Source organism: Sulfitobacter sabulilitoris (assembly GCF_005887615.1).
Taxonomy (GTDB): domain Bacteria; phylum Pseudomonadota; class Alphaproteobacteria; order Rhodobacterales; family Rhodobacteraceae; genus Sulfitobacter_E; species Sulfitobacter_E sabulilitoris.
Window position 1 is genome coordinate 90,294 of sequence record NZ_VANS01000001.1, and the last position, 22,188, is coordinate 112,481.

At 61.1% G+C, this 22,188-nt stretch carries 19 protein-coding genes, 1 tRNA gene and 1 riboswitch; of the genes, 11 read left to right on the forward strand and 9 right to left on the reverse strand.

What is annotated here, in order from left to right:
• Positions 1-12: 12 nt before the first annotated feature.
• Positions 13-223: riboswitch (cobalamin riboswitch) on the reverse strand.
• A gap of 131 nt (positions 224-354) precedes the next feature.
• Positions 355-642 (forward strand): DUF2312 domain-containing protein, encoded by a 288-nt coding sequence (locus FDT80_RS00420; protein WP_138660278.1) that lies wholly within the window; start codon positions 355-357, stop codon positions 640-642.
• A 371-nt stretch (positions 643-1,013) separates the two neighbouring features.
• A complete protein-coding gene (locus FDT80_RS00425) occupies positions 1,014-1,970 on the forward strand; it encodes a calcium/sodium antiporter (RefSeq protein WP_138660279.1) in 957 nt (318 codons plus the stop codon).
• Positions 1,971-1,976: 6 nt separating this feature from the next.
• Here FDT80_RS00425 and FDT80_RS00430 read toward each other — a convergent pair whose 3' ends face one another.
• On the reverse strand, positions 1,977-2,852 hold the full coding sequence (locus tag FDT80_RS00430) for a hypothetical protein (protein ID WP_138660280.1): 876 nt from the start codon (positions 2,850-2,852) through the stop codon (positions 1,977-1,979).
• A 127-nt stretch (positions 2,853-2,979) separates the two neighbouring features.
• Here FDT80_RS00430 and FDT80_RS00435 point away from each other — a divergent pair.
• Positions 2,980-3,055 (forward strand) — tRNA-Thr (locus FDT80_RS00435).
• A 161-nt stretch (positions 3,056-3,216) separates the two neighbouring features.
• Here FDT80_RS00435 and FDT80_RS00440 read toward each other — a convergent pair.
• The 3 genes from FDT80_RS00440 to FDT80_RS00450 all read right to left on the reverse strand — a co-directional run bounded on the left by FDT80_RS00440 (position 3,217) and on the right by FDT80_RS00450 (position 4,742).
• Positions 3,217-3,588 (reverse strand): hypothetical protein, encoded by a 372-nt coding sequence (locus FDT80_RS00440; protein ID WP_138660281.1) that lies wholly within the window; start codon positions 3,586-3,588, stop codon positions 3,217-3,219.
• 198 nt (positions 3,589-3,786) lie between these two features.
• A complete protein-coding gene (locus tag FDT80_RS00445) occupies positions 3,787-4,341 on the reverse strand; it encodes a hypothetical protein (RefSeq protein ID WP_138660282.1) in 555 nt (184 codons plus the stop codon).
• Positions 4,338-4,742, reverse strand: coding sequence for a hypothetical protein (locus tag FDT80_RS00450; protein WP_138660283.1), 405 nt, complete (start codon positions 4,740-4,742; stop codon positions 4,338-4,340). Before FDT80_RS00450 ends, FDT80_RS00445 begins: the two co-directional genes overlap by 4 nt.
• 545 nt (positions 4,743-5,287) lie before the next feature.
• Here FDT80_RS00450 and FDT80_RS00455 point away from each other — a divergent pair.
• Positions 5,288-7,024 (forward strand): plasmid recombination protein, encoded by a 1,737-nt coding sequence (locus FDT80_RS00455; protein ID WP_170311752.1) that lies wholly within the window; start codon positions 5,288-5,290, stop codon positions 7,022-7,024.
• Here the strand turns inward: FDT80_RS00455 and FDT80_RS00460 are convergent.
• Positions 6,984-7,691 carry a hypothetical protein gene (locus tag FDT80_RS00460; protein ID WP_138660285.1) on the reverse strand — a complete coding sequence of 236 codons (708 nt, stop codon included), beginning with the start codon at positions 7,689-7,691 and terminating at the stop codon, positions 6,984-6,986. The genes FDT80_RS00455 and FDT80_RS00460 overlap by 41 nt on opposite strands.
• A 240-nt stretch (positions 7,692-7,931) precedes the next feature.
• Between FDT80_RS00460 and FDT80_RS00465 the strand changes: the two genes are divergently transcribed.
• The 5 genes from FDT80_RS00465 to FDT80_RS00485 all read left to right on the forward strand — a co-directional run bounded on the left by FDT80_RS00465 (position 7,932) and on the right by FDT80_RS00485 (position 15,044).
• Positions 7,932-9,467: a type I restriction-modification system subunit M gene (locus FDT80_RS00465; RefSeq protein ID WP_138660286.1), complete on the forward strand. Its 1,536-nt coding sequence runs from the start codon at positions 7,932-7,934 to the stop codon at positions 9,465-9,467.
• Positions 9,460-10,776, forward strand: a complete 1,317-nt coding sequence (locus FDT80_RS00470) for a restriction endonuclease subunit S (protein ID WP_138660287.1) — start codon at positions 9,460-9,462, stop codon at positions 10,774-10,776. The genes FDT80_RS00465 and FDT80_RS00470 overlap by 8 nt, the downstream gene beginning before the upstream one ends.
• On the forward strand, positions 10,773-11,612 hold the full coding sequence (locus FDT80_RS00475; protein WP_138660288.1) for a DUF3800 domain-containing protein: 840 nt from the start codon (positions 10,773-10,775) through the stop codon (positions 11,610-11,612). The genes FDT80_RS00470 and FDT80_RS00475 overlap by 4 nt, the downstream gene beginning before the upstream one ends.
• 19 nt (positions 11,613-11,631) lie before the next feature.
• Positions 11,632-14,727, forward strand: coding sequence for a type I restriction endonuclease subunit R (locus FDT80_RS00480; RefSeq protein ID WP_138660289.1), 3,096 nt, complete (start codon positions 11,632-11,634; stop codon positions 14,725-14,727).
• Positions 14,728-14,852: 125 nt separating this feature from the next.
• Positions 14,853-15,044: a hypothetical protein gene (locus FDT80_RS00485; protein WP_138660290.1), complete on the forward strand. Its 192-nt coding sequence runs from the start codon at positions 14,853-14,855 to the stop codon at positions 15,042-15,044.
• 29 nt (positions 15,045-15,073) lie between these two features.
• On the opposite strand, the gene FDT80_RS00490 is transcribed toward FDT80_RS00485, so the two are convergent.
• Positions 15,074-16,513, reverse strand: a complete 1,440-nt coding sequence (locus FDT80_RS00490; protein WP_342777625.1) for a DUF6538 domain-containing protein — start codon at positions 16,511-16,513, stop codon at positions 15,074-15,076.
• Positions 16,514-17,292: 779 nt separating this feature from the next.
• Here FDT80_RS00490 and FDT80_RS00495 point away from each other — a divergent pair.
• Both FDT80_RS00495 and FDT80_RS00500 read left to right on the forward strand, forming a co-directional pair.
• Entirely contained in the window at positions 17,293-18,363 is a 1,071-nt protein-coding gene (locus FDT80_RS00495; RefSeq protein ID WP_138660292.1) for an OmpA family protein, read from the forward strand.
• Complete coding sequence (locus tag FDT80_RS00500; RefSeq protein WP_138660293.1) at positions 18,364-19,887, forward strand: caspase family protein; 1,524 nt, start codon at positions 18,364-18,366, stop codon at positions 19,885-19,887. It begins immediately after the preceding gene.
• Here FDT80_RS00500 and FDT80_RS00505 read toward each other — a convergent pair whose 3' ends face one another.
• Genes FDT80_RS00505 through FDT80_RS00515 form a run of 3 tightly spaced genes read right to left on the reverse strand, consistent with a single transcriptional unit; the run spans position 19,888 to position 22,186 of the window.
• A complete protein-coding gene (locus tag FDT80_RS00505) occupies positions 19,888-21,384 on the reverse strand; it encodes a DUF4384 domain-containing protein (protein WP_138660294.1) in 1,497 nt (498 codons plus the stop codon).
• Positions 21,381-21,785 (reverse strand): ExbD/TolR family protein, encoded by a 405-nt coding sequence (locus FDT80_RS00510; RefSeq protein WP_138660295.1) that lies wholly within the window; start codon positions 21,783-21,785, stop codon positions 21,381-21,383. Before FDT80_RS00510 ends, FDT80_RS00505 begins: the two co-directional genes overlap by 4 nt.
• Positions 21,782-22,186: an ExbD/TolR family protein gene (locus tag FDT80_RS00515; RefSeq protein ID WP_138660296.1), complete on the reverse strand. Its 405-nt coding sequence runs from the start codon at positions 22,184-22,186 to the stop codon at positions 21,782-21,784. The genes FDT80_RS00510 and FDT80_RS00515 overlap by 4 nt, the downstream gene beginning before the upstream one ends.
• Positions 22,187-22,188: the final 2 nt, after the last annotated feature.

Sequence of the window (22,188 nt, forward strand, 5' to 3'; positions counted from 1 at the left end):
CCCCGCGCACCCATCCGGGTGATCACTCTGGCAGGTCTCCTGACTCGCGCGTCATCGCTTGGCCGAACCTTCCCGCACCCGGTGTGATGGGGGGCAGTGGTATCTGTCGGCCGCACTCTGCGCTTACAGTTGCGGGGGCAGTCGTGGAGTTGCGCCGGACGGCCCGCACCACGTTCCCTTTAACGACGAGTCGCCCCGCCGAACCAAAGTAACCTCGGACTAGCGCGCAAGGCCCCGCCGATCAAGTGGCGAATGCGACCAGATGGCGCGGGGGCACGTCAAAGGCGGCTTGCGAAGGGTCTTTGAGGCGGCTAGGCAGAGGGCCAGATCGACACATCAGTTCAGGAGCGCGCCATGAGCGACTTTTCCACCGACCCTTCCGTCATCGACAGCGCACCGGGCGACGCCACCTACAAGGTCACCGCAAACGAGCTGCGCCAGTTCGTGGAGCGCATCGAGCGTCTGGACGCCGAGAAAAAGGACCTTGCCGAGCAGCAAAAGGAGGTCATGGCAGAGGCGAAGTCGCGCGGCTATGACACCAAGGTGCTGCGCAAGGTGATCGCGCTGCGCAAGCGCGAGCCGGACGACATCGCCGAGGAAGAAGCCGTGCTGGACATGTACAAGGAAGCGCTGGGAATGTGAGTCGCCAGTCTGCGCGCGGGCCTTTGAGACCCCGGACACGACCACGCCGATGGGGCAGCCCGTCGGCGTTTTGCTGTCACCGGAGGGCTGACCGCTTCGACAACCGGCAGGACGACACGTCGGGCTCGGCCAAGGCGGTCTTGCGGCTAGCGCGTGTCGTTGCGCCACCGGTCAGGTTGGGCGCACGGCGCCGTATCGCGGGCGGCCCGCGTGGCACGGATCGGCAGCGCGGAGCCGCGGCTGGGATCAAATTTCCGGGTTCTGGTCCGGCGCCCTTGTGTGGACCGGCGGCCATCTACATGTGACTCTCCGTTGGGCCGAGGGCAGCGGCGCAACCTTATTGGACCCCACTGGCCCGACGGGCGTGATTTATGGACTATTTATTGGTGACAGGCGGGTTGATCGGCCTCGTTCTGGGCGGCGAGGCGCTGGTGCGCGGCGCGGTGTCACTGGCCGAAAGGTTCGGCATCTCGCCGATGATCATCGGGCTGACGCTGGTGGGCTTCGGCACGTCCACGCCCGAGCTTGTGACCTCGTTGCAGGCTGCCTTTGCCGGGTCGCCGGGTATTGCGGTGGGCAACGTGGTCGGCAGCAACATCGCCAACATCCTCCTGATCCTGGGTGTGGCGGCGGTCGTCCTGCCGATCGCGGTGACGCCGGCGGCATTCCGGCGCGACGGCACGGTGCTGGCGCTGGCCTCTGGCCTCTGCCTCTGGGCTGTGCTGGGCGGGCAGCTGGGGCAGGGCGCGGGCGCGGTGTTCGTGGCGGCTCTGGCGCTCTACCTGGGTGTGACCGTCTATGTCGAGCGGCGCACGACAACAGCAGCCGGCCTGCTCTACGAGGCCGAGGCCGCCAGCCTGCCACCGGCCAGGACCCGCCCCTGGACAGCCCTGCTGACCCTGCTGGGCGGCCTGGTCGTGACGATCCTGGCTGCCAGGATGCTCGTCACCGGCGCGGTGTCCGTCGCCGCCGCGCTGGGTCTGTCGGAGGCGGTGATCGGCCTCACGATCGTTGCGGTCGGCACCTCCATGCCCGAACTGGTGACATCGGTGGTCGCCGCCCGCCGGGGGCAAAGCGACGTCGCATTGGGCAACGTGATCGGCAGCAACATCTTCAACGTGCTGGGCATCATGGGGGTGACCGCGCTGGTGCATCCCATTCCCGTGCCGCAGGTGATTGCCGACCTCGATATCTGGGTGATGCTTGGCGCGACCGCGCTCTTGGTGCTGTTTGCGCGCACCGGATGGCGGATCGCGCGGCGCGAAGGGGCGTTCTTGCTGCTCAGCTATGGCGCCTATGTCGCATGGCTGCTGCGGGGCGCGGCATAGCGCGCGTCAGGGCGCGATGACCTGCACACCGGGAATGCGCTGTATCTCAAACACGTCCTCGTCGTAGACTTCGGTCATGTCGTTCACCAGGGCATCGGTCCATCCCGGCATGTCGAGCTCTTCCTCGATCTCTTCCTCGATCGCGAACTTGTCCAGGAAGGCGGCGATGACCCGGCGCTTTTGCACCTCGGTCATCACCGGATGGGCCTTGAGGTAGGCGCGAAAGCGCAGCATCCCCTCCTTGGACATGATGTCGCTCAGAAGGTCGAACCCGCCGATGATCTTTTCGCCATGCTCCAGACCCGCCAGTTCGCGGATGATCTGGGCCCAGATCAGCGGCGTGTCCTCGTTGCACCAGACGGTGATGTCGATGTCGGGCACGGCCTCGCGGATGCGCAGCAGCGTGTCCGACCACCTGATCGCGCGCGGATCGACGCCGCCCACGAAATCGTCCATCTCCTCGCGCGGGGACTGGTCAAAGGCGGCCGGCAGAAACGTCGCCGGATTGCGGATCGCCATGAACAGCTCGATCTGGTCATGCGGAAACAGCTTTGTCATGTGGGCCAGCCGTTTCGGCGCTTCGGTATAGATCAGCCCCTGCCGCACCGCGGCGCGCGGCGCGCCAAAGAAATGCGCGTTCGACAGGATCACGCGATCGGCGGGCTCGTCGTCAAGAATGGCATCCAGCAGAACCTCGCGCGCCCCCGGCGAGGGGGCGGTGTCCTGCATCGCGGCCAGCGTTTCGCGCAGCAGCTTGCGATACTTGCCCGGTCCGGGCACCGCGACGCCGCGCTTGGCGAAATCCCCCTTGTTGCGAAGCAGGCATTTCATCAGCCGCTCCTCTTCGGTGAAATGGGCGCCGGTGTGGAGGACAAGCTGCATCGTGTTCTGGGGTCCTGTCTGAAAGATGGCGCAAACTAGCCTGTGACGGGTGTCATGTAAAACGTCAAAGCAAAGGCGATTTTCCGTCTTGCAGGACGCGGCCAATCCGACTAAACGAGCGCCCAGTGCCCCTATAGCTCAGCTGGTAGAGCAACTGATTTGTAATCAGTAGGTCCGCGGTTCGAGTCCGTGTGGGGGCACCACTTGTCAAGCGAAAAACCCAAGAAATGTTGGTTTCCTGAGCTTTTCAGTGGTTTGTCTGCGATATTTGTCCCACAAACTGTCACACACTCTCACCCTGCGGTTCGAACGCTCCGGTTCGAATTCATCCTTGGTGAGGTGTCAGGTGGTCCTCGTCTGAGCGTCAGCTGCGGTATGACGCTCTCAGGAGGTGTGTGCTCACATCCGCGAGCCGCGGGCCATAGTGTTTGATCGCGTTTCCGAGACCGCCGCTCAGCCTTGTTTCACGCTCGAGGACCTCGACGACAGCAAACGGAACCGTCACCAGCGCGAGGACGATCTGGTTGATCGCGCGGACGATGGTGTCGATCGCCGGGCTTCGCTCGTTGAACAGGCCAGTGAGATCTTCCACGGCTTCCCGCGCGTCGAGGTCGCCGATGCAGTCACAGAGATCCCATAGCGTGAGCGAATGTTGATCAAAGAAGGCGCGCGCGTCTTCGATATTTGCCTCGAGGATATCAGCGCGGGATGTGTCGGTGCGATTGTGAACGTTCATGGAAGTCTCCTTATGCGCAGCCGGACGACGCAAGCGAACCGCGCGATTGATCTCATCAATGTCGTCAAGACCGCCAAGGCAGGAGAAATCCTGGCGGTTTGGTCAGGTTCGCGTGATTGCGAACTTGACCGAAAGGAATGATGCAGGCGGCTGATCCATCCCGCTTAGTGGGCGCACCGTTCCTCGTCCTTTGTGACGTCAGCTGTAACCTTCGGAGGCGGCATACCATGCCATTGCCAGGCGAGCCGCGTCGTTGCCCGCCCGATGCGACGGGCGCAACCCTTTCTGGAAAGCGTGAGCACGCTTGATCCCTGGAAAGCCAAACGGCGCGATTGCTGCATTAAAGCCAAGGATTTCGAAGATGTAGGTCGCGCAGATGGTATCGGCGAGCATGTCGAGGCAAAAGCGATCGAGATCAGGGTCATTCGAAACAATCGTCAATCCAGCGATCGACTCGAGGTATTCAGCCGCAATGAGATCGGCCGGTTGCACGCTCTTGAGCCTATCTCGAGATATGTCGTGGATTTGTTTATGCGCAGATGACCACAGGTCCTCCCGCCAGGACGGGTGGGGCCGGATCAGATTGCCTTGGACCCGGACTGATCCATCCGATTGGACGCGGGCCGTGCCAATCTCGATCGGCCACGAACCGCGATCCTGCCCAGCAGTTTGGAAGTTGAGAAAGATCAGATGCTCCCGATCGAGGGCTGGCAACTGATGCCGGTCGCCGTTGATTCTGCTGTCATCGCTCATGCCGCTGCCCTCCCATCGCTGGACTGCTGTTCAGCGGCGGTGTCCATGTCAGAAATGATAGTGGCCAGTTCGTCGGTAAGAAGGCAGATATCGTCGACGATTGGCTCCGATGGGTCGATTGCCAAGAAAAAATGTGCCTCAGGACGCGTGAGATCGTCGACGTTCTCGAGGGCCAGAATGTCGAACAGATCGTGCAGCGCTCTGATTGTCCGGCTGGTCGGGCCCTCTTGGTCAGACATGCCGTCCACGATCCGGTCAACGAGATGAATTCCACGACCACCAGCGAGAAGCGCTGCGGCGTCGTAAAGCGCATCTTGGTGGCTGTCGACAAAGCGATCAAGATTGGATGGCGTGTCGTCCTTCGGGGGGCGGATTTGTGCAGTATTCACGGTGTCGAACATGGAGAGACTCCTTGGGTTGAGATGTCGGGGCTGCGGTCTATCAGCGACCGTCAAGTGACCCCCTCTCCCATCGGTGCCCACTGGCGGCCGGTGCTGATCGGGTCTCGCAAGAAGGGCCCGATTTGCATTGGCAGCCTGGCACCCCGGCCTCCAACCGTTCGACAACTCCGGTGATCGTGGATCTCCTGGGACGCAGATTGGGTGAGGTCGAGGAGAGGGCCTGCCCTCTCATCGCTGGCCGTGAGGAGCGGCGAGCAGCGGGGGTTTGGGGGAGAGTGCGGAACGACTTCCCCAGCCTGTCGGGAGACGCCGAAGTGCAGAAGTGGCGAACGATGCCGTCGTCCGCGCAGGACCGCCACCCCGGCGTGAAGGGGCCCTCGGAGAGCCGCGCGTATTGAGCCCCGAAGGGGCGTCTCGCAATACGCATAGTCGGTCTCTAAGAGTATTGAACCGACCCCCCGGGCGGTCGCTCAATCCATTTTTGCGAACCCTCGGTCTTACCTACGTCCCTTCCACTTCAACGCAAAATGAAAGTGGAGAACGGAATGTCAGGTTATCAATTCGCGCATGTGGAAGTCTACTCGGCGAAGGGCGCGCCGGGCGGGCAAGCCAAGAAGAAGAACGGCCAGCGCGCTTGGACGGCGCAAGAAATCCTGGACGAAGCGGAGCGCCTTGAGCTTGCATCGATGCACGTCGCGGAGGGTGGCCCTCCACCCGAGATTATCCCCGGTGAGGTTGATGATTTCCCGTCCTTGCGCGACGCACAGGTAAGGGCGTCTTCGAAGAAGGAGTCGTTTCCGTACACCGAGAAGGATGGCACTGTGAGCAAGCGCCAGCGCAAGCTCCGTGCAGATGCGGCGTCGCTTTACACCTGCGTGATATCTCTGCCGGTCCTGACCGAAGATGCTCTCGCGGACCCAGCACTGAAGTCAGACTGCATGCGCGTGATGGGCCAGGCGATGGAACACGAGCGCAAGCGTCTGGAGAGCCTTGGCGGACGCATGATGATGGGGGTGGTCCACTGGGATGAGCGCAATGTCCATGTGCATCTCTATGGCCTCGACCTTGAGAAGGGCCGTGTCGACCATCTGCATCCGGGCCGGAGTGCCAAAACGGCCTTCCATGAAGCGCACAAGGGCAAGTCGGCAAAGGACGTCAAGAAGGCGGCAAACGCCGCCTATTGCGACGCGATGCGGGAATGGCAGAACGACCTGCATCGTGATGTCTTCTCGGACGCTGGACTTCTCCGGTTCGGCCCGCGCCGGGCGCGGCTTTCCACAGCCGAGTACAACAAGCTGAAGGCCGCGAAGGCGCAGGAAGCAGTGGATACACGGAGGGCGGACGCCGCAAAGGCCCGACGCGCGACGTACGAAGGCGCCCTCGCCGATATCGTCAGAAAGGCTGGCAGCGCCATTCAGGAAAGCGCCAAGGCATCGAATGAGGTCGCCAAGCGAAAGGTAGACCTGCTGGTTCGGGAAGGTGATGCCGAAGGCAAAGCAGCCCTTGCGGAGCAAGAGATCAACCGTGGTCGCGAGATGTCCCACAACGCCGAAGCCAAGATGAGAGCCATCGAGGTCGGTCTGAACGCCATTGAGACGCGACAGATGGATTACCGGCCCGAAAAAGAGAAAAAGCCTGAAGGCCTGAAGTTCGGTCCGGCCGCACCCAAGGATAAAGCAAAGCGGACGACACTCGCCGACGCGGTCCGGCCTGCCTATGATTTCCTGGTCGGCATTGCGAAGAGAGCGTTTCGGCTGAGGCAGAAAGAGGCTGACCTGACGCAAAAAGAGGCCGAACAGGCTGATGAGCGCCGCCATCAAGAAGCCGAGATGCGGCGAAGGGCCGCCATACTGGAAAAGACGGAGAAGGCGGCGGGGCGGAACATACCAGATGATATCGCCGCCATTGCACAAGACCGGCCTCTGGAGAACAACCACGATGATTTTCCTGGGGCTTGTTTTGTGACTCGCGATATGGACTTCTCGAAGCTCTCTGAAAAGTTTGACGAGACGACGAACCTCGATCTGATGAAAGCGCACCGTGCCACCTCGGACGCCGTTTTGATTTGTCAGGAGCGGCCGGAAATCTTGGACGATTTCGTGAAGGGACAGCAGGCGATCGAAGCCGTCGCGGCGCTGCGGGGCTTCGATCTGGAGACCGGAAAGCACGATCCTGCGAAGGCTGCGGACAAGGCACTGGCTACCCGCCACGAAGACCAGCTGCCCGATCCGATCAAGGTTGTCAGGAAGGATCTCCAGCGTCAGCGTCAGCGGGGAGATTGACGCCGGGAAGGTCAAAAGTTTCCGGCTCATCAGGCTTCGCGGTTGTTGGGCCGGATTTCTTTGTTTTGCGAGTTGGCGTCTTCGGCTCATCACCAGACGGCTCCTGCGCGACCTTGACTGCGAACAGGGCGAGGATCTTGTCCTGTTCAGCCAGACGCGCCTCGGCAGCCATAAGAGCAGCACGTGTATCCTCAAGCGCTTTACGTGTTGCCTCGAGGGTAATCTCTGCCTGTTCCGCCCGTACTAACGCGTTCTTCTCGGCGGCCTCGACCAAGACGATTACGTCCTGCATCTCACCGACCTCTTCGCGGTACATCGCATCGCGCGCGGTCTGGCTGCGTTTGAGATCCACGATCTCTTCATTCTGATACTCACGGGCTTTCGCCCACATCTCCTTCAGCACCTGTTCGTGCGCCAGCGTCAACGCTTCTGGAATGTCCGGCATCGATGCCAGTTTGGTCTGAACCGCCATCAGCCGCGTCTTGACCGCGCGCACCGCAGGGCAGAGCCGTGAGTTGGACGTTTTGATCGTCACGTTCAACGCATTGATCGTCGGCATCGCGCCGTCGTGCTGCGCCATATGTTCGAGGATGGCGGCTTCCACCCGGCGCTCCAGGTCAGGATCGGCGGGCTGGTCAACTGTAAGGTTCGGTTCGTGTTTCGTCATGTCTGTCTCCGGTCGGGGTGTAATGCCCGGTAACGGTATTACCGAGTATTACCGGCGCGGGGGCGGCCGGTAGACAGAAGATTGTGTTGATTGCCAGGGCGGGAAGCACTTTTTGCCCCACGAGTCCGTTTTGCAACAGCAATCAGTCATTGGATGTTCCATCATTGATTCAATCTGCAATAACAGTATCCTGACCGGCAAAGAGCTGGACAAAAAGTGCGGCCACCCGAGGCAGGTAATATGACAATCGAAAAAACGCTGTTCGCTGCGGCGGATAAAATGCGCGGGTCGATGGACCCCGGCGAATACAAGCACGTGGCCCTGGGGCTGCTATTCCTCCGCTACATATCCACGGCCTTCAGTCGCAAGCACGATGCGCTTATGGCCGAAGATGGCCCGGAAGTCGCCGAGGATATTGACGAATATCTCGCCGATGGCATCTTCTGGGTGCCGGAGGCCGCACGTTGGCGGCACCTGTCTGCGCATTCCAAGGACCCAAAGATCGGCGTCATGGTGGACGATGCGATGCGCGCCATCGAGGAAGACAACAAGCAACTCAAGGGTGCCCTGCCCAAGGTCTTCGGGCGCGCCGGGCTTGATCCTGCGGTCGTCACCGGCCTGATCGACCTGTTCTCGAACATCAAATTCGACGGCACGCCGAAGGATTTCGATCTGGTCGGTCGCGTCTATGAATACTTCATCTCCGAGTTCGCATCCAACGAGGGCAAGCGTGGCGGTGACTTCCACACGCCCAAGCCTGTCGTCGAGTTGATCGTCGACATGCTCGAGCCGCTCAAGGGCCGCCTGTACGAGCCTTGCCACGGGTCCGGCTCGTTCATCGTGCAATCCGAACGGTTCATCGAAAAGAACAAGTATTCCCGCCTCGATCTGGCCGTCTATGGGCAAGAGCGGAACCACACGACATATGGCCTCGCCAAGATGAACCTTGCCATCCGCGGCATCGGTGCGGACGGTCTGCGGTGGAACCCCGAAGGCACGCTTCTCAAAGACGCCTTCCCGGATGAGAAATTCGAGTTCGTGATGGCAAATCCACCCTTCAACGTCTCAGACTGGTCCGGTGATATCTTGGCTGAGGATCGGCGGTGGACGCCGTTTGGCACGCCCCCGGTGGGCAACGCGAACTTTGCCTGGATGGCGCATATCTATGACAAGCTGAGCAGCACCGGCATTGCGGGCGTTGTCATGGCCAACGGCTCCATGTCGTCGATGTCCAGTGGTGAGGGTGACATTCGCCGCGCCATGGTCGAGGCAGAGGCGGTGGACGCCATGATCGCCCTGCCGGGGCAGCTGTTCTACGGCACCCAGATCCCGGCCTGCATCTGGATACTGGCCAAGGACAAATCGAACGGCATCGCCAAGGACGCCAAGCTGCGCGACCGGCGCGGCGAGGTGTTGTTCATTGACGCCCGCAAGATGGGATCGCTGGTGGCAGGCAGCCGCAAGCAGAAGGAACTGACGCAGGACGAGATCGCGCGCATTGCGACGGCCTACCATGCGTGGCGGGGTGAGCCTGACGCGGGCGCGTACGCCGATGAGCCGGGCTTCTGTAAGGCGGCGTCGCTGGAGGAGATCGCGAAGCACGGGCATGTTCTGACGCCGGGACGATATGTCGGTGCCGGTGCCGCGGAGAAGGACGGCGAACCGTTCGAAGAGAAGTTCGACCGGTTGACAGCGGAGTTACGTATGCAGTTTGCGGAGGGGCGGCGGCTGGAGACGGAGATCGAAGCTCGGTTGGAGAAACTTAGCAATGCTTAAGGCGGCCCGGAAAACCATAAAAGAGTGGCAGGCTGAAGGCGTGATTCGGGTAGAAGACGGAAATCACGGCGAGAATAGACCGCGAAAACACGAGTTCTCCGAGGAAGGCATGTCGTTCATACGTGCCGCCGATATGCGTGACGGGTCCGTCTTATTCGATAGTGCGGCGAAAATTGATCATGTCGCTCAGTCGCGTGTGCGGAAGGGGATCGGTCAGCCGCAGGACATCCTGATTTCCCATAAGGGAACGGTGGGTAGAGTGGCGCGGGTGGGCAAAGATGCGCCTCCTTTCGTATGCAGTCCACAAACGACTTTCTGGCGAGTGCTGGACGAAAATCGCGTTGATCGCGACTACTTGTTTGCCCTCATGCGATCCTATCAGTTTCAGACCGAGTTTGCTGTTCGCGCTGGTGAAACCGATATGGCTGGCTACGTTAGCCTTACCTCTCAGCGCGATCTCGAACTCGCACTGCCCCCGATCAATGAGCAACGGGCAATCGGTGGGATGATCGGTGCCCTCGACAAAAAGATCGGAGTAAATCGGTGGATGTCTGCGACGCTGGAGGAGATGGCGCGGGCGCTTTATCGGTCGTGGTTCGTGGATTTCGACCCCGTCCACGCCCGCGCCCTCGGCCAGCCCCCCGCCCACCTGGACGAAGCCACCGCCGCCCTCTTCCCCGACAGCTTTGGCCCAGATGGGCTACCGAAGGGGTGGAAGGCCGGAACGCTTGCTGAGATTGCATCAAATGTCCGGCAGCAAGTGAAGCCAGATGATACCAAGGCTGAGACCCCCTATATCGGTCTCGAACACATGCCCCGGCGTTCCATCGCCCTGTCAGACTGGGGCGAAGCCGGACAGGTGGGCAGCGCGAAATCGGCGATGCACCGTGGTCAGATCCTATTTGGCAAGCTCCGTCCCTACTTTCACAAGGTCGGGATCGCCCCAAAAGATGGGATCTGTTCCACCGACATTCTTGTCATCGACGCAATGTCTGATCGCTGGCGCGAACTGGTTCTCACCGTGGTGTCTTCGGATACCTTCGTTGAGCATGCGAACGCGTCTTCATCCGGAACGCGCATGCCGCGCTCCAACTGGAAGGACATGGCCCGCTACAACATCGCGATCCCTCCAGAGCCAGTCGTCGATGCTTTTTCCGAACTCGTACGACCAATGACCAAAAAGATCGTAGCGGGCACTCATGAAGCGCACACACTCGCCGCCCTCCGCGACACGCTTCTGCCCCGCCTCATGTCCGGCGAGCTTCGCATCCGCGAGGCGGAGAAACAGATTGAGGAAGTCGTGGAATGAAGTTCATCTACATTGACGAAAGCGGCTCACCCGCAGATGGCGATGTCTTCGTGATGTGTGGTCTGATGGTCGACGCCTACAAGCTGCGCAAGAAGACGGCCGATTTCGACCGGAAGCTGGGCGAATTGCTGGCAAGGTACCCGGGCAGCGGCACTGAACTCAAGACATCACGCTTTATCAACGGAAAGGGCGGATGGAGCCAAATTCCGCCGCATGAGCGTAAGGACTTCCTGACCAACATATGTCGGCTCGCAGTGGCAAACGGTGGAAAGCTCTTCGGTATCGGCCTTTCCTTCCAAGCCCTCGACGAGGCCAAGGGTGATGGGCATGGTCATCCCTTTGGCGACAGCTATTGGCTGGCCGGAGGAATGTTCACGGCATGCCTCGTTCAAAAGAAGATGCAAGGCATCAAGGGAGGCAAGGGCCTTACCGTCGTTATCATGGATGACAACAAGGCAGGGATGCCGCAGCTTTCTGATGGTTTGTATCAGGCGGATGTCTGGTATGACGGCCTCTATCAGGTGCGAGGCAAGAACCGCGGAAAGTCCGTGTGGTTTCCGCGTACAGGGGCGGACCGGCTCGACCAGATCATCAACACCGCCTTCGCTATCAAATCGGACCACTCATCGCTGGTGCAAGTCGCGGATGCGATCTGCTACGTCTACCGCAGGCATTTGGAGCTAACGGTCGGTGCCGAAGCATATCCCGGCGAGCAGGCTTTCTATGAGGGCCTTGTCGGCATCCTGGAACCACAGAGGGACAAGCTTGGTCATACGCCAGATGAGCCGAGTGCGGCTTTCTACCGAGCCGCTGTTCATGAAGGATGGGCAATATGAACCCGTCTGAGGAAGAGTAATGGCCTGGAACTCCGAAAGCGATCTCGAAGACTGGATGATGTCGAAGCTGGCGTGCCTTGGCTTTGCCACGGCGTCGGGGGCGGAGATATCTCCGGAGAAGCGCGATCCGGAACGCCGCAGTTTTCACGACGCGATCCTGCGCAAGGTTCTGGCGAAGGCGGTGCGTCGTCTCAACCCGGAGTTGCCTGATGGCGCAGTGGGCGAGGTTGTCGCTGCGGTTTGCGACCAGAAATTCGCGGGCGATCCGATTTCGGAGAACAGGCATCTGCACGATCTGATGGTCCGCGGCGTCCCCGTGACCTTTTTCCGCGACGGTGAAGAACGCAACGGCCGCGCTGCACTGGTGGACTGGGACGACGAAAACAATGCGTGGCACGCCTTCAACCAGGTGGACATGGTCGGGCGAAACCCCCGCATTCCGGACATTGTCCTGTATCTCAATGGCCTGCCGCTGGTGGTCGTCGAATTGAAGGGCACTGAGGGCGCGGACCTCGAGAAGGCCTTCAACCAGATCGAGACCTATAAATACGACATTCCGAACCTGTTCCGTACGGTCGCCTTTTCGGTTATTTCGGACGGCCTGAATGCACGTTACGGCACTCAATCCGCCGCGCTCGACCGATATATGCGCTGGAGGACTGTTGATGGCGAGAAGATCGTCGCCGAGACGGAAGGCCTGGCTCTTGGAACCCTGACCGAAGGATTGTTGAACCGAGGCACTCTGCTGGAGATGCTGCGCTCGTTCATCGTTTTCGAGGATGAGGGTAAGGGCGCAATCAAGAAGGCGGCGGGCTACCATCAGTTCCACGCGGTGAGGAAAGCGGTGACGTCGATCCTGTCGGCGCGTGGAGATGACGGAAAGGGTGGCGTGATCTGGCACACCCAGGGGTCAGGGAAATCCTTGCTCATGGCTTTCTTGGCCGGACGTGCGATGCACCTGCCTGATCTGGAGAACCCGACCCTGCTTGTCCTGACAGACCGCAACGATCTCGACAATCAGCTGTTCGGCACATTCGGCCGCTGTCGTGATCTCCTTGGCGAAGATCCTGTTCAGGCGGACAGCATCGAAGATTTGAAGGGTCTGCTGAATCGGCAGGTCGGCGGTGTCGTCTTCTCGACCATCCAGAAGTTCCGTCCGGAGCGTGGGGCTGATTTCCCGCAGCTTACCGACCGCTCGAACGTCATTGTCATGGTCGACGAAGCGCATCGCACCCAATACGGGTTCGACGCCCAGATCGACGCTACCTCGGGCGACGTGAAGCGCGGCTTGGCGCACCATCTGCGATCTGCACTGCCGAATGCCGTCTATGTCGCATTCACCGGAACCCCGGTGGAGTTGGTCGGAGCCAACACGCGATCCGTGTTCGGCGACTATATCGACGTCTACGATATCGCGCAGGCCGTCGAGGATGGCGCCACAGTGCCGATATACTATGAGGGTCGTGTCGCGCGCATCGAAATCGACGAAGACGTTCAGGCTGCTCTGGACGAAGAGTTTGAGGATGCGACTGAAAATCTGGTCGAGACCGAAGCGAGTGCCGCGGCGAAGAAGTGGTCGAGGGTCGAAGCACTGGTTGGGGCCGAAAAACGGCTGGATGCAGTAGTGCAGGACATTCTCCAGCATTTTGACGCTCGCTTGGAGGCGATTGACGGCAAGGCAATGATCGTTTGCATGAGCCGTCGGATTTGCGTTGAGGCCTATCAACGGATCGTCGATGCCCGACCTGATTGGCATGCGGATGCCGATGAGCTCGGCGCTGTGAAAGTGGTTATGACCGGCAATGCGACCGATCCAGCGTCGTTTCAGCCCCACATAAGAGGAAAGGCGAAGCTCGAGGCTCTCCGTCGTCGCTACAAGGACACCAAGGACAAGCTGCGGTTGGTTATCGTCCGTGACATGTGGCTGACGGGGTTTGACGCGCCATGTATGCACACGCTCTATGTCGATAAGCCGATGCGCGGGCATGGGCTGATGCAGGCAATAGCACGGGTAAATCGCGTCTTTGCAGGGAAGCCTGCCGGGTTGGTGGTTGACTACATCGGTCTGGCTGCGGAGCTGAAGAACGCCTTGGCTCATTATTCCAAAGGGGATCAGGACCAAACCGGCATCGATGAGCGTGAAGCTGTAAGCGCCTTCCTCACGGCGTTGGAGGTTGCCAGGGGGCTGTTTCACGGCTTCGACTACTTGTCCGCACTGGGCCGCGACAGCACCGCGCGACTGGAACTTCTACCGAGCGCCGCCAATCACATTCTTGGCAAAGCCAGAGAAGACGAGAGCGGCAATACTGAAGATTTCGGAAAGCGCTTCCATGATGCCGTCGCCAGCTTGGCAAAGGCGTTCAAACTATCTGCGGGTTCTCCAGAGGCGAGTCAGAACGCAGAAGAAGTCGCGTTCTTTTTCGCCGTCAGGGCAGCGCTGCTGAAAATGGATGTAAAGGGTGGTGCCTCTCGAAATACCAGTCCCGATTTTGCGATCGAACAGCTTTTGAACCGCGCAGTCGCATCAACGGAGGTCGTCGACATCCTGGAGGCGTGTGGCTTTGATCGCCCAGACATCAGCGTCTTGTCTGAAGATTTCCTGATGGAGATCGAAAACATGAAGCATAAGAACCTGGCGGTTGAGGCGCTCAAGAAGCTTCTCAATGGCCAGATCAAAGCCAAGACGCGCGGGAACGTCGTCCAGAATGCCAAGTTTTCAGATCGGCTAACTGATGCGATTGCTCGCTATCATAATCGCAGCGTAGACGCCCTTCAGGTGCTTCAGGAACTGATCGCCTTGGCGAAGGATCTGAAGGCGGTGCCCGACGACGATCTGACAGAGGCGGAACGCAGCTTCTATGACGCTCTTGCGCAGAACGAGAGCGCCGTCGAAGTCATGGGCAACGAGGAGTTGCGGGTCATCGCAACAGAACTTGTCAAGTCGGTTCGAGAAAGTTCGGGGACAGATTGGTGGCAGAGAGACGATGTTCGAGCAAAGATGCGCGTCGTGGTGAAGCGCATTCTGCGACGGCATGGATATCCTCCAGATCTACAATCTGAGGCAGTAAAACTGGTGATACAGCAAGCTGAGGCATTGGCGCGCGTCATAACATGACAATTCAGGCTTGAAGAGGTCGCGGTTCCATCTGAGATCGAAAATCTCAATAAGGGGTTTCCAGCGAAGATTCCCAAATCTTTCAAGTCGGTCCGATTTCCTCCGAGGTTAACTCGGAGCATGAGATGGAAGACCAGAAAAAGAAGATCGAAGAGGCTATCGTCTTGGTGGCACGGATCATCACAGAACGCGCGGACGGCGGTAAGTACCTACCAGTCTACAATCGGCTGAAGGCCGAAAAGATGGCGCTGTCGTCGCAAGATGACCGTCTCGAAGAGATCAGGCAGATTGCGGAAGGACAGCGGCAAGCGGCGTAAAAGCCGCCTGCCGCCGCCGAGCCACCGGATCATTCGGTCCGGTGGCCTTTTTCATTCAAAATATTGTCGATTTCGCGGCGGAGCACCTTGATCGGACGCGGCTTCCAGGTAGGCGTCTCGAACGCGACCATCTCCTGCAACAGCGCACGGATACGCAGGTCCAGGTCGCTGCCGTAAACGGGTCTGCCACGGATTGCGCCGATCGAATGACCCATAAGGTATGCCCGCTCCTCATTGTCCATTTTTACCGCGATCATGCGATCTTCGAAAGAATGTCGCGTGCAGCTGATGGTGTAGTTCTTGGTCGCGTCGGCCGGCAATGCGGGAAGCAAGTCATGATCGCGCAAAAAGTTGTTTACAGCAGTTGAATACCTTGCTTTCCCTCGATGCCTCGGGAATCCCAAAGGATTGCGTTTCACCGCTTCCAAGGATGCGCCCATCAGAATGACTGGTCTCTTGGAGGCCTTGTTTTTAATATCCCGTCGGTCGTCACCTTCCGTGACGATGCGGATCTTGATGTGCGGTATCTCATGATCCAGATGGATGTCGCTCGCCGGCATATCGTAGACCTCGGTGCCACGGTTTCCACATTCCGCGGATATGATCGCAATGTCAGAATCTTGCTGATGAAGGCCTTCCAAAACACGCTCTTCAATCAGTTTCTCGCGAATCCAGGTGTCTGGAAGAGCTGGACGTCTACGTTCCCTTTCGTCTTGATCGCTGGCCAACACGTCGACCTTCATGCCGAGAAGGGGATTCTTGCGCTTGCTACGAGGTAGGCGGATGTCGTCATAATGCGCATCGATCATCTGCCGCACGTACCGGATCTGCTTGTTTGCATAGTTGGCCGTCACCTCTCCTTTGCGGTAGCGGCTCTTCCAGAAGTCTTCGTAGTCGATGGCATCCTGTTCCGAGACAGTGAAAATCGTCCGCTTCCCGATATGTTTTGTGAAATCCTTGGCGGCACGGACGAAATTCGTGGACCATTCGCGTTTCTGACGCGCATTTTTGGCCTTGATATCGGCTTTCTTCAACGTCGGCATGCGGGCAGCCATTTTTCTCAGGGTCAGGTCCGGCAGATCGACCGCGCCAAGTGCGGCGGGCACGGCGAAGGACTGCGCTTCATTCGCACTCAACTTTTCCATACGGGCCAAGAGATTTTCAATGGGTCCTGTAACCAAGTCCTGCATCGGACTGAACGTCATGCCCCAACCTCTGAGTAGTTCGGTTGACGCATTGAACAGTGCGCGCTGGTCGGCGCTGCGGCCAGCTCGCAACGCGTCCCACTCGCGACGAAGCGCAACCTTGGCTATGGCGCACTGCGCCTCAGCCTCTTGGCGATCTTTGGTATGCAAAGACCGTTCGATCATCTCCTTTGGCTCAATGTCCGAGTAAGCCCTCGGGACGCGCATCTTTAGCCAATAGATTTGACCGCGCATCGTCAGGCCAGATATAGATTTTGCCGTCATTTTTGTGTCCCACAAACTGTCCCACAAAGGGGCTGTTTCTTTGAAGCTCCGGCCAAGAGGGCCGAGAGCGATTTGTTCAAAGAAACTGGTGCTTTATGCGCAAAAATAGAAAAACCATTTCTTTACAGACGGCTACAGTGTGGGGGCACCACCTTTTCAGTCAAAATATTGAAAACGCGTCAGCTTTTGGCCAGATCCAACGGTCGTGGTCCATGCCGGCTCACGTTGGTGCCTTCATCCGCTCGCGGACACCCCTCAAGGACCCCCCTAGGCCGGATCGCGGGACCGCGCCGTCACGTCGGGACTTGTCGGTCTCGTCAACTGTAACAGAGGGACATTCACCGCCGCTGGGACGCGCCCGCATCGGGTGGCGGCAACCGTGCAGCGTGCAGTCTTGCGGCACGTCTTTTCTCATCCGTTCATTCCGCGCGGCACTGGCCGCAGTGGCGTGCGTCGTGCCTTCGCCGTTGCAAGAAAGCACGCGGCCCGGCACGATCGCGGCGTACGCCTGCCGCCTGCACGGGCCGACGGAATGCCGGGGCCGGGTCCCGGCGACGCGCGCCAGGACGTCCCTGATCTTGCAGGCGCACGCCCTGCGATCGGGCGGGTGCGGTCGGTCGCCGTGCCTGCCAAGGCGCGCCCGCCTCCTTTCATCGCGCATGTTTCGCGGAATATAAGACTGGCTTTCCTTGCGCTCACTCTTGTAGCCTGTTCCTGTCCTTGCGGCTCTGGACGTTTTTGCGCGCCGAAAATTTTTATCACGGTCATAGGAGTGTTCGATGTTTTGCACCAAGATCAGAGTCGTGGCGGCGCAGGTCTCAGCGCTGTTTGTGATCCTCGGCATCGCGATCGCAGGCCCCGCCGCGGCGCAGGATCCCTTTGCCGGTGGCTGGACACTCCAGCCCTCCATGTCGAACCTGCGGTTCCAGTCCGTGAAAAAGCAGACCGTGGTCGAATCCAGCAGCTTTGCGACCCTGCAGGGCGGCATCGACGAAAGCGGCCTTGCGCAGGTCTCCGTGCTGCTCGATTCCGTCGATACCAAGGTGGATCTGCGCAATGTCCGGATGCGGTTCCTGTTCTTCGAGACGTTCAAGTTTCCCCAGGCGACCATCTCTGCCCGGATCAACCCCGCCGCTCTGGCCGATCTGGCCACGGTGCGGCGCAAGCAGATTCCGGTCGACTATGCCATCGACCTGCACGGGGTCAGCAAAACCTTGTCTTCCACGGTGGTGGCGACGCTGCTGAGCGATGACATGGTGTCGGTCGCATCGGATGCACCGATTTCCATCGCAGTTGCCGATTTCGATCTGACCGAAGGGCTGGGCAAGCTCGAAGAGGCCGCGAACGTCGACATCATTCCATCGGCGACCGTCAGCTTCGACTGGGTGTTCTTGCGCAACACGCAATCCGCCGCCGCGGCCCCGGTACCCGCCCCCGTGGCGCCCGCGTCCGTCGCTCTCGAGGCCGAGGGCGATTTCGACGCCGAGGCCTGCAAGGGCCGCTTCGAGATCCTGTCGCGCACCGGGAACATCTACTTTGCATCCGGGTCCGCCCGGCTGGAGGAGAAGAGCGCGCCGTTGCTCGACAGTCTGGCCAATATCGTGTCGCGCTGTCCGGGCATGGTGATCGAGGTGGGTGGGCACACCGATTCCGTCGGAGGCGAGGCGCAGAACATGCGTCTGTCGCAGGCCCGCGCGGCATCCGTCACCGACTACCTGCGGGCCAAGGGCCTGGGCAACGACGCGCTGGTCAGCAAGGGGTACGGAGAGGGCGCACCCATCGCCACCAACGCGACCAAGGAAGGCCGCTGGAAAAACCGAAGGATCGATTTCAAGGTGCTTGAGAACTAGATGATGACGTCTTTTCGTTTTTTCGCCCCGCTGATGCTGGCGCTGTGGTCCACCGCCGTCTGGGCAGAGCCGCGCATCGCGCTGATTGTCGGCAACGGCTCCTACACCTCTGTCACCACGCTCGACAACACGGTGCCCGACGCCGAACTGATGGCGCGCACGCTGACCGCGCAGGGGTTTGACGTGACGATCCTGACCGATACCGACCAGGCGACCCTAAACGCAGGTATTTCGCAATTCGGCCGCGACCTGCGCGCGGCCGGGCAGGACGCGACGGGCCTGTTCTACTATGCCGGCCACGCGGTACAGTCCTTTGGCACCAACTTTCTGTTGCCCACAGACACGCTGCTGACCGATGCCGCCGACCTGTCGCTGGTTGCGGTGCAGGCGGATGCCGTGCTGCGGCAGATGCGATCGGCGCGCAACAAGACCAACATCGTCATTCTGGATGCCTGTCGGAACAACCCGTTCAAGGCGATCCGCGATCTGAACGACAATGGCCTTGCGGAAATGAACGCGCCCACCGGCACTTTCCTGTCCTATTCAACCGCGCCCGGTGCGGTCGCGCTCGACGGTCTGGACGGCAACAGCCCCTTTACCAAGGCGCTGGCGCGTGAAATTCCCGCGCCTGGCGTCCCGATCGAGCAGACCTTCAAGAAGGTCCGCGTCGCCGTGATCGACGAGACGAACGGCCAGCAGACGCCGTGGGACACCTCGTCGCTGACGGGCGAGTTCATGTTCGAACCCGAAACGACGTTGAGCGCGGAAGAATTGCAGGAACAGCAGCTTTGGGCCTCGGTGCAGCAAAGCGACGATCCGGTTCAGATCATGCTGTTCCTGCGCGGCTATCCAAATGGCCGGTATCAGGACGATGCGCGCGCGTTGCTGAACGTGCTGATGGCCGAGGAGTTGGCGCCCAAGCCGCAGGCCACCCCAGAGCCCGCGACCCCTGTCATCGCCGCGCCGGCACCCGCACCCGCACCGCAAGGCCCGACCGCAACGGAAGAGGCGTTGATCGCCACCGCGCAATCGCTGGGCACGGCAGAGGCGTATCAAGCCTATCTCGATGCGTTCCCACAGGGGATCTATGCCGAGCTGGTCGCATTCGAACTCGGCGTGATCGCGCAAAAGGCGCAGCGCACCGATGACACGCCCAACCCCACGGCCGGCCCGGTCGAGACCGCCGCGCTGAACCGTGCGGTTGCCCCCGAATCCGATGCCAATGCCTTGTCCGGGCTGACTTATGTCATGCCGTTTCCAATAGGTGGTCCCCCGATCGAGGGGCAGACCATCGAGCAGATCACCGGTCTTTCGCCGCTTTTCGCTCCGATCGTAGGGCTGCCCGAGTCGCTTTGGAAAGATCAGAAATGCTCCTCCTGCCACGAATGGACCCGCGAGGCGCTGTGCACCCAGGGCAAGACCTACGTGAGCGCGCCCGATGATACCGCCGTGACCAAGAAGCACCCGTTCGGCGGGGTGTTCAAGAAAGGACTCAGGGGCTGGGCCGGTGCGGATTGCCCCTGATCACTCTGCCGTGGTCGAGATGAAGAAATAGACCCACTCGCCCTTGAAGTCAGGATGCTCCGCGCGGGCTTGCGCAACCCGCTGCTTGAGAAACGCAAGATACGGCTCTGCCGGTTCCTGCAGCGGGCGCGGGTCATCATAGAGCGGCACCGACGCGGCAAAGGCAACCGCGATTTCCTGTCCAAACGGCGGGCCCACCGTCAGTTCCAGCGAAGGCTTGTCGCCCCGGTCGCGCCCGACGCTCATCGCGGCCTTGGCGGGCGCGCGTTCCAGCGGGACGATTTCGTTGGGTTGCAGGTGGATCACGCTGCCATCGGCGGCGAAATAGTCGACGTAGACATAGCTGGCGTAATCCGGCCCCTGGAGATCGAGGCTCAGCCGCTGACCGTCGCGGTAGCTGTAAGTTTGCGCGAACCCATCGGACCCGATCACGCGGGGATTGGTCAGTTGTTCGGTCGATTGCGGCAACCCCACGTCGGCGATGCCCGCCAGCGCGCCGCATTGCGGGCGCGGCAGGATCAAGAGCTGGTCCGACAGCGCGATCGCATCGCCGACCTGTGCGCGCAGGGCCGCCAGAACAGGTGCGCGCACCGCGTCCTGCGGGATGTGGCCGCGCAGTTCGAGCGCGCCGGTTTCGGGAATGAACGTCGTCTGTAGCCGCGCGCAGGGCACCGAGGCCAGAACCCCCGCGATGCCGTCGCGGACCTCTCGCGCGCCGGCGGCCAGATCGCCGTCTTGGGTGAATGCGGCGATGGCGTCCAGGGATGCGGCGCTGATCGGTGTTTCGCCCGCGCCTGACCAGGCCAGTTCGGCGGTGCCGCTGAGGGAGGGAAGCGGCAGGTCGACCGCTGGCGGGGCCAGGGGGGGCGCTGCCGCCAACGCGGGGGCAGGGGCCGACAGCGCGGCGGCGGTCCGGGCGACCTGCGGTATCGCCGCCTGTCGAACGGCAGAGGGCAGAACCTGCGCCTGTGCGATGCGGCCCCTCGGGGCGGGGCTTGCCGCGGATGCGGCGGGCGCGGGTTGTTGTGCGCCGATCCTCTGACCGGTCTGTCGCTGCGGCGGGCTTGGCGGGGGGCGGGGGGCGTTCGCGGCCAACCGGGCCTGCGGCCCTGCGACAGCCTGCGCCGTGTGTCGCGGCAGATCTGCCGCGCGTGCCGTGTGTTGCGACAGATCCGCCGCGCGTGCCGTGTGTYGCGGCAGATCTGCCGCGCGTGCCGTGTGTTGCGRCAGATCYGCCGCGCGTGCCGTGTGTTGCGGCACGACACCCTGCGCCGCGCCTTGCGCTGGGGCCGCGCGTTCGATCGCCGCCTCGCCCGCGTCGGGCAGGGGGGCCGCCGTTCTGCGTGTGACCTGCTGTGCGTCGACGCTGAACCGGGTCTTCGGCACGGGCTGATCCGCAACGGCGTCCGGCTCGAGCGTCACGGCCAATGCGCCAAGCGCCGCCGCATGGGCGGCAAGCGACCCGCAAAGCGCAACGACCCAGCCGCGCGGGCTCATGGCGCGGGCGGCGTGACGACCAGCACCACGTCCCTTGCGCCCATGGCTTCGATCTCGGCCACCAGTGGCAAGACCTCTGACAGGGGCGCGTCCTGGTGGGCGTTCACCCGAATGAGCCGGTCCGGCGCGCTCTGCAGCGTCTGCGCGATCTGCTCGAGCGCCTGCGCCCGGCTGACACCCGCACCGCCCAGCGCCAGCGCCCCGTCGGTGGCAATGGCAAGGGTCACACCCCCGCCCGGCATATCCGCCCCGGTGCGCGCCGTCGCGGGGGTCACATCGAACGGGGCCGTCGCATCCATCCGCCCGATCAGCATAAAGAAGACCAACAAGAAGAACACCACGTCGATCAGCGCGATGATCGTTTCGGGCGGGGTTCTGCGCGGCGCGCGGGCAAGTTTCATGGCGCGGCCACCTGAACCACCCGAAGCCGCCGGACACCCGCCGCAGTCGCCACGTCCATAAGCGACACGAGCGACTGCGTGTCGGCCCGCAACGAGGGCAATATCATCACCGAAACGTCGGTCGACAGGGTCGCCAAGGTGGATGATAGCATGTCGTAGGACATGGCCTGTCCGCTGACATGGGGCGTGCCATCCGCGCCGAGGCGGATCATCAGCACCGGGCCGGAGGCGGGCTTGGCCGGTGTCGCGACGCCATCCTCTGCGGTGTCGATCATCGGGATCATGTCAAGGTCGAGATAGGTCGATGTGACCATGAAGAACACCAGCATGATCAGCAGAACATCGACCATCGAAACCAGAGAGATCAGCCGGGGCGGCGGTGTCTGGCGTCGCAGTCGCATGC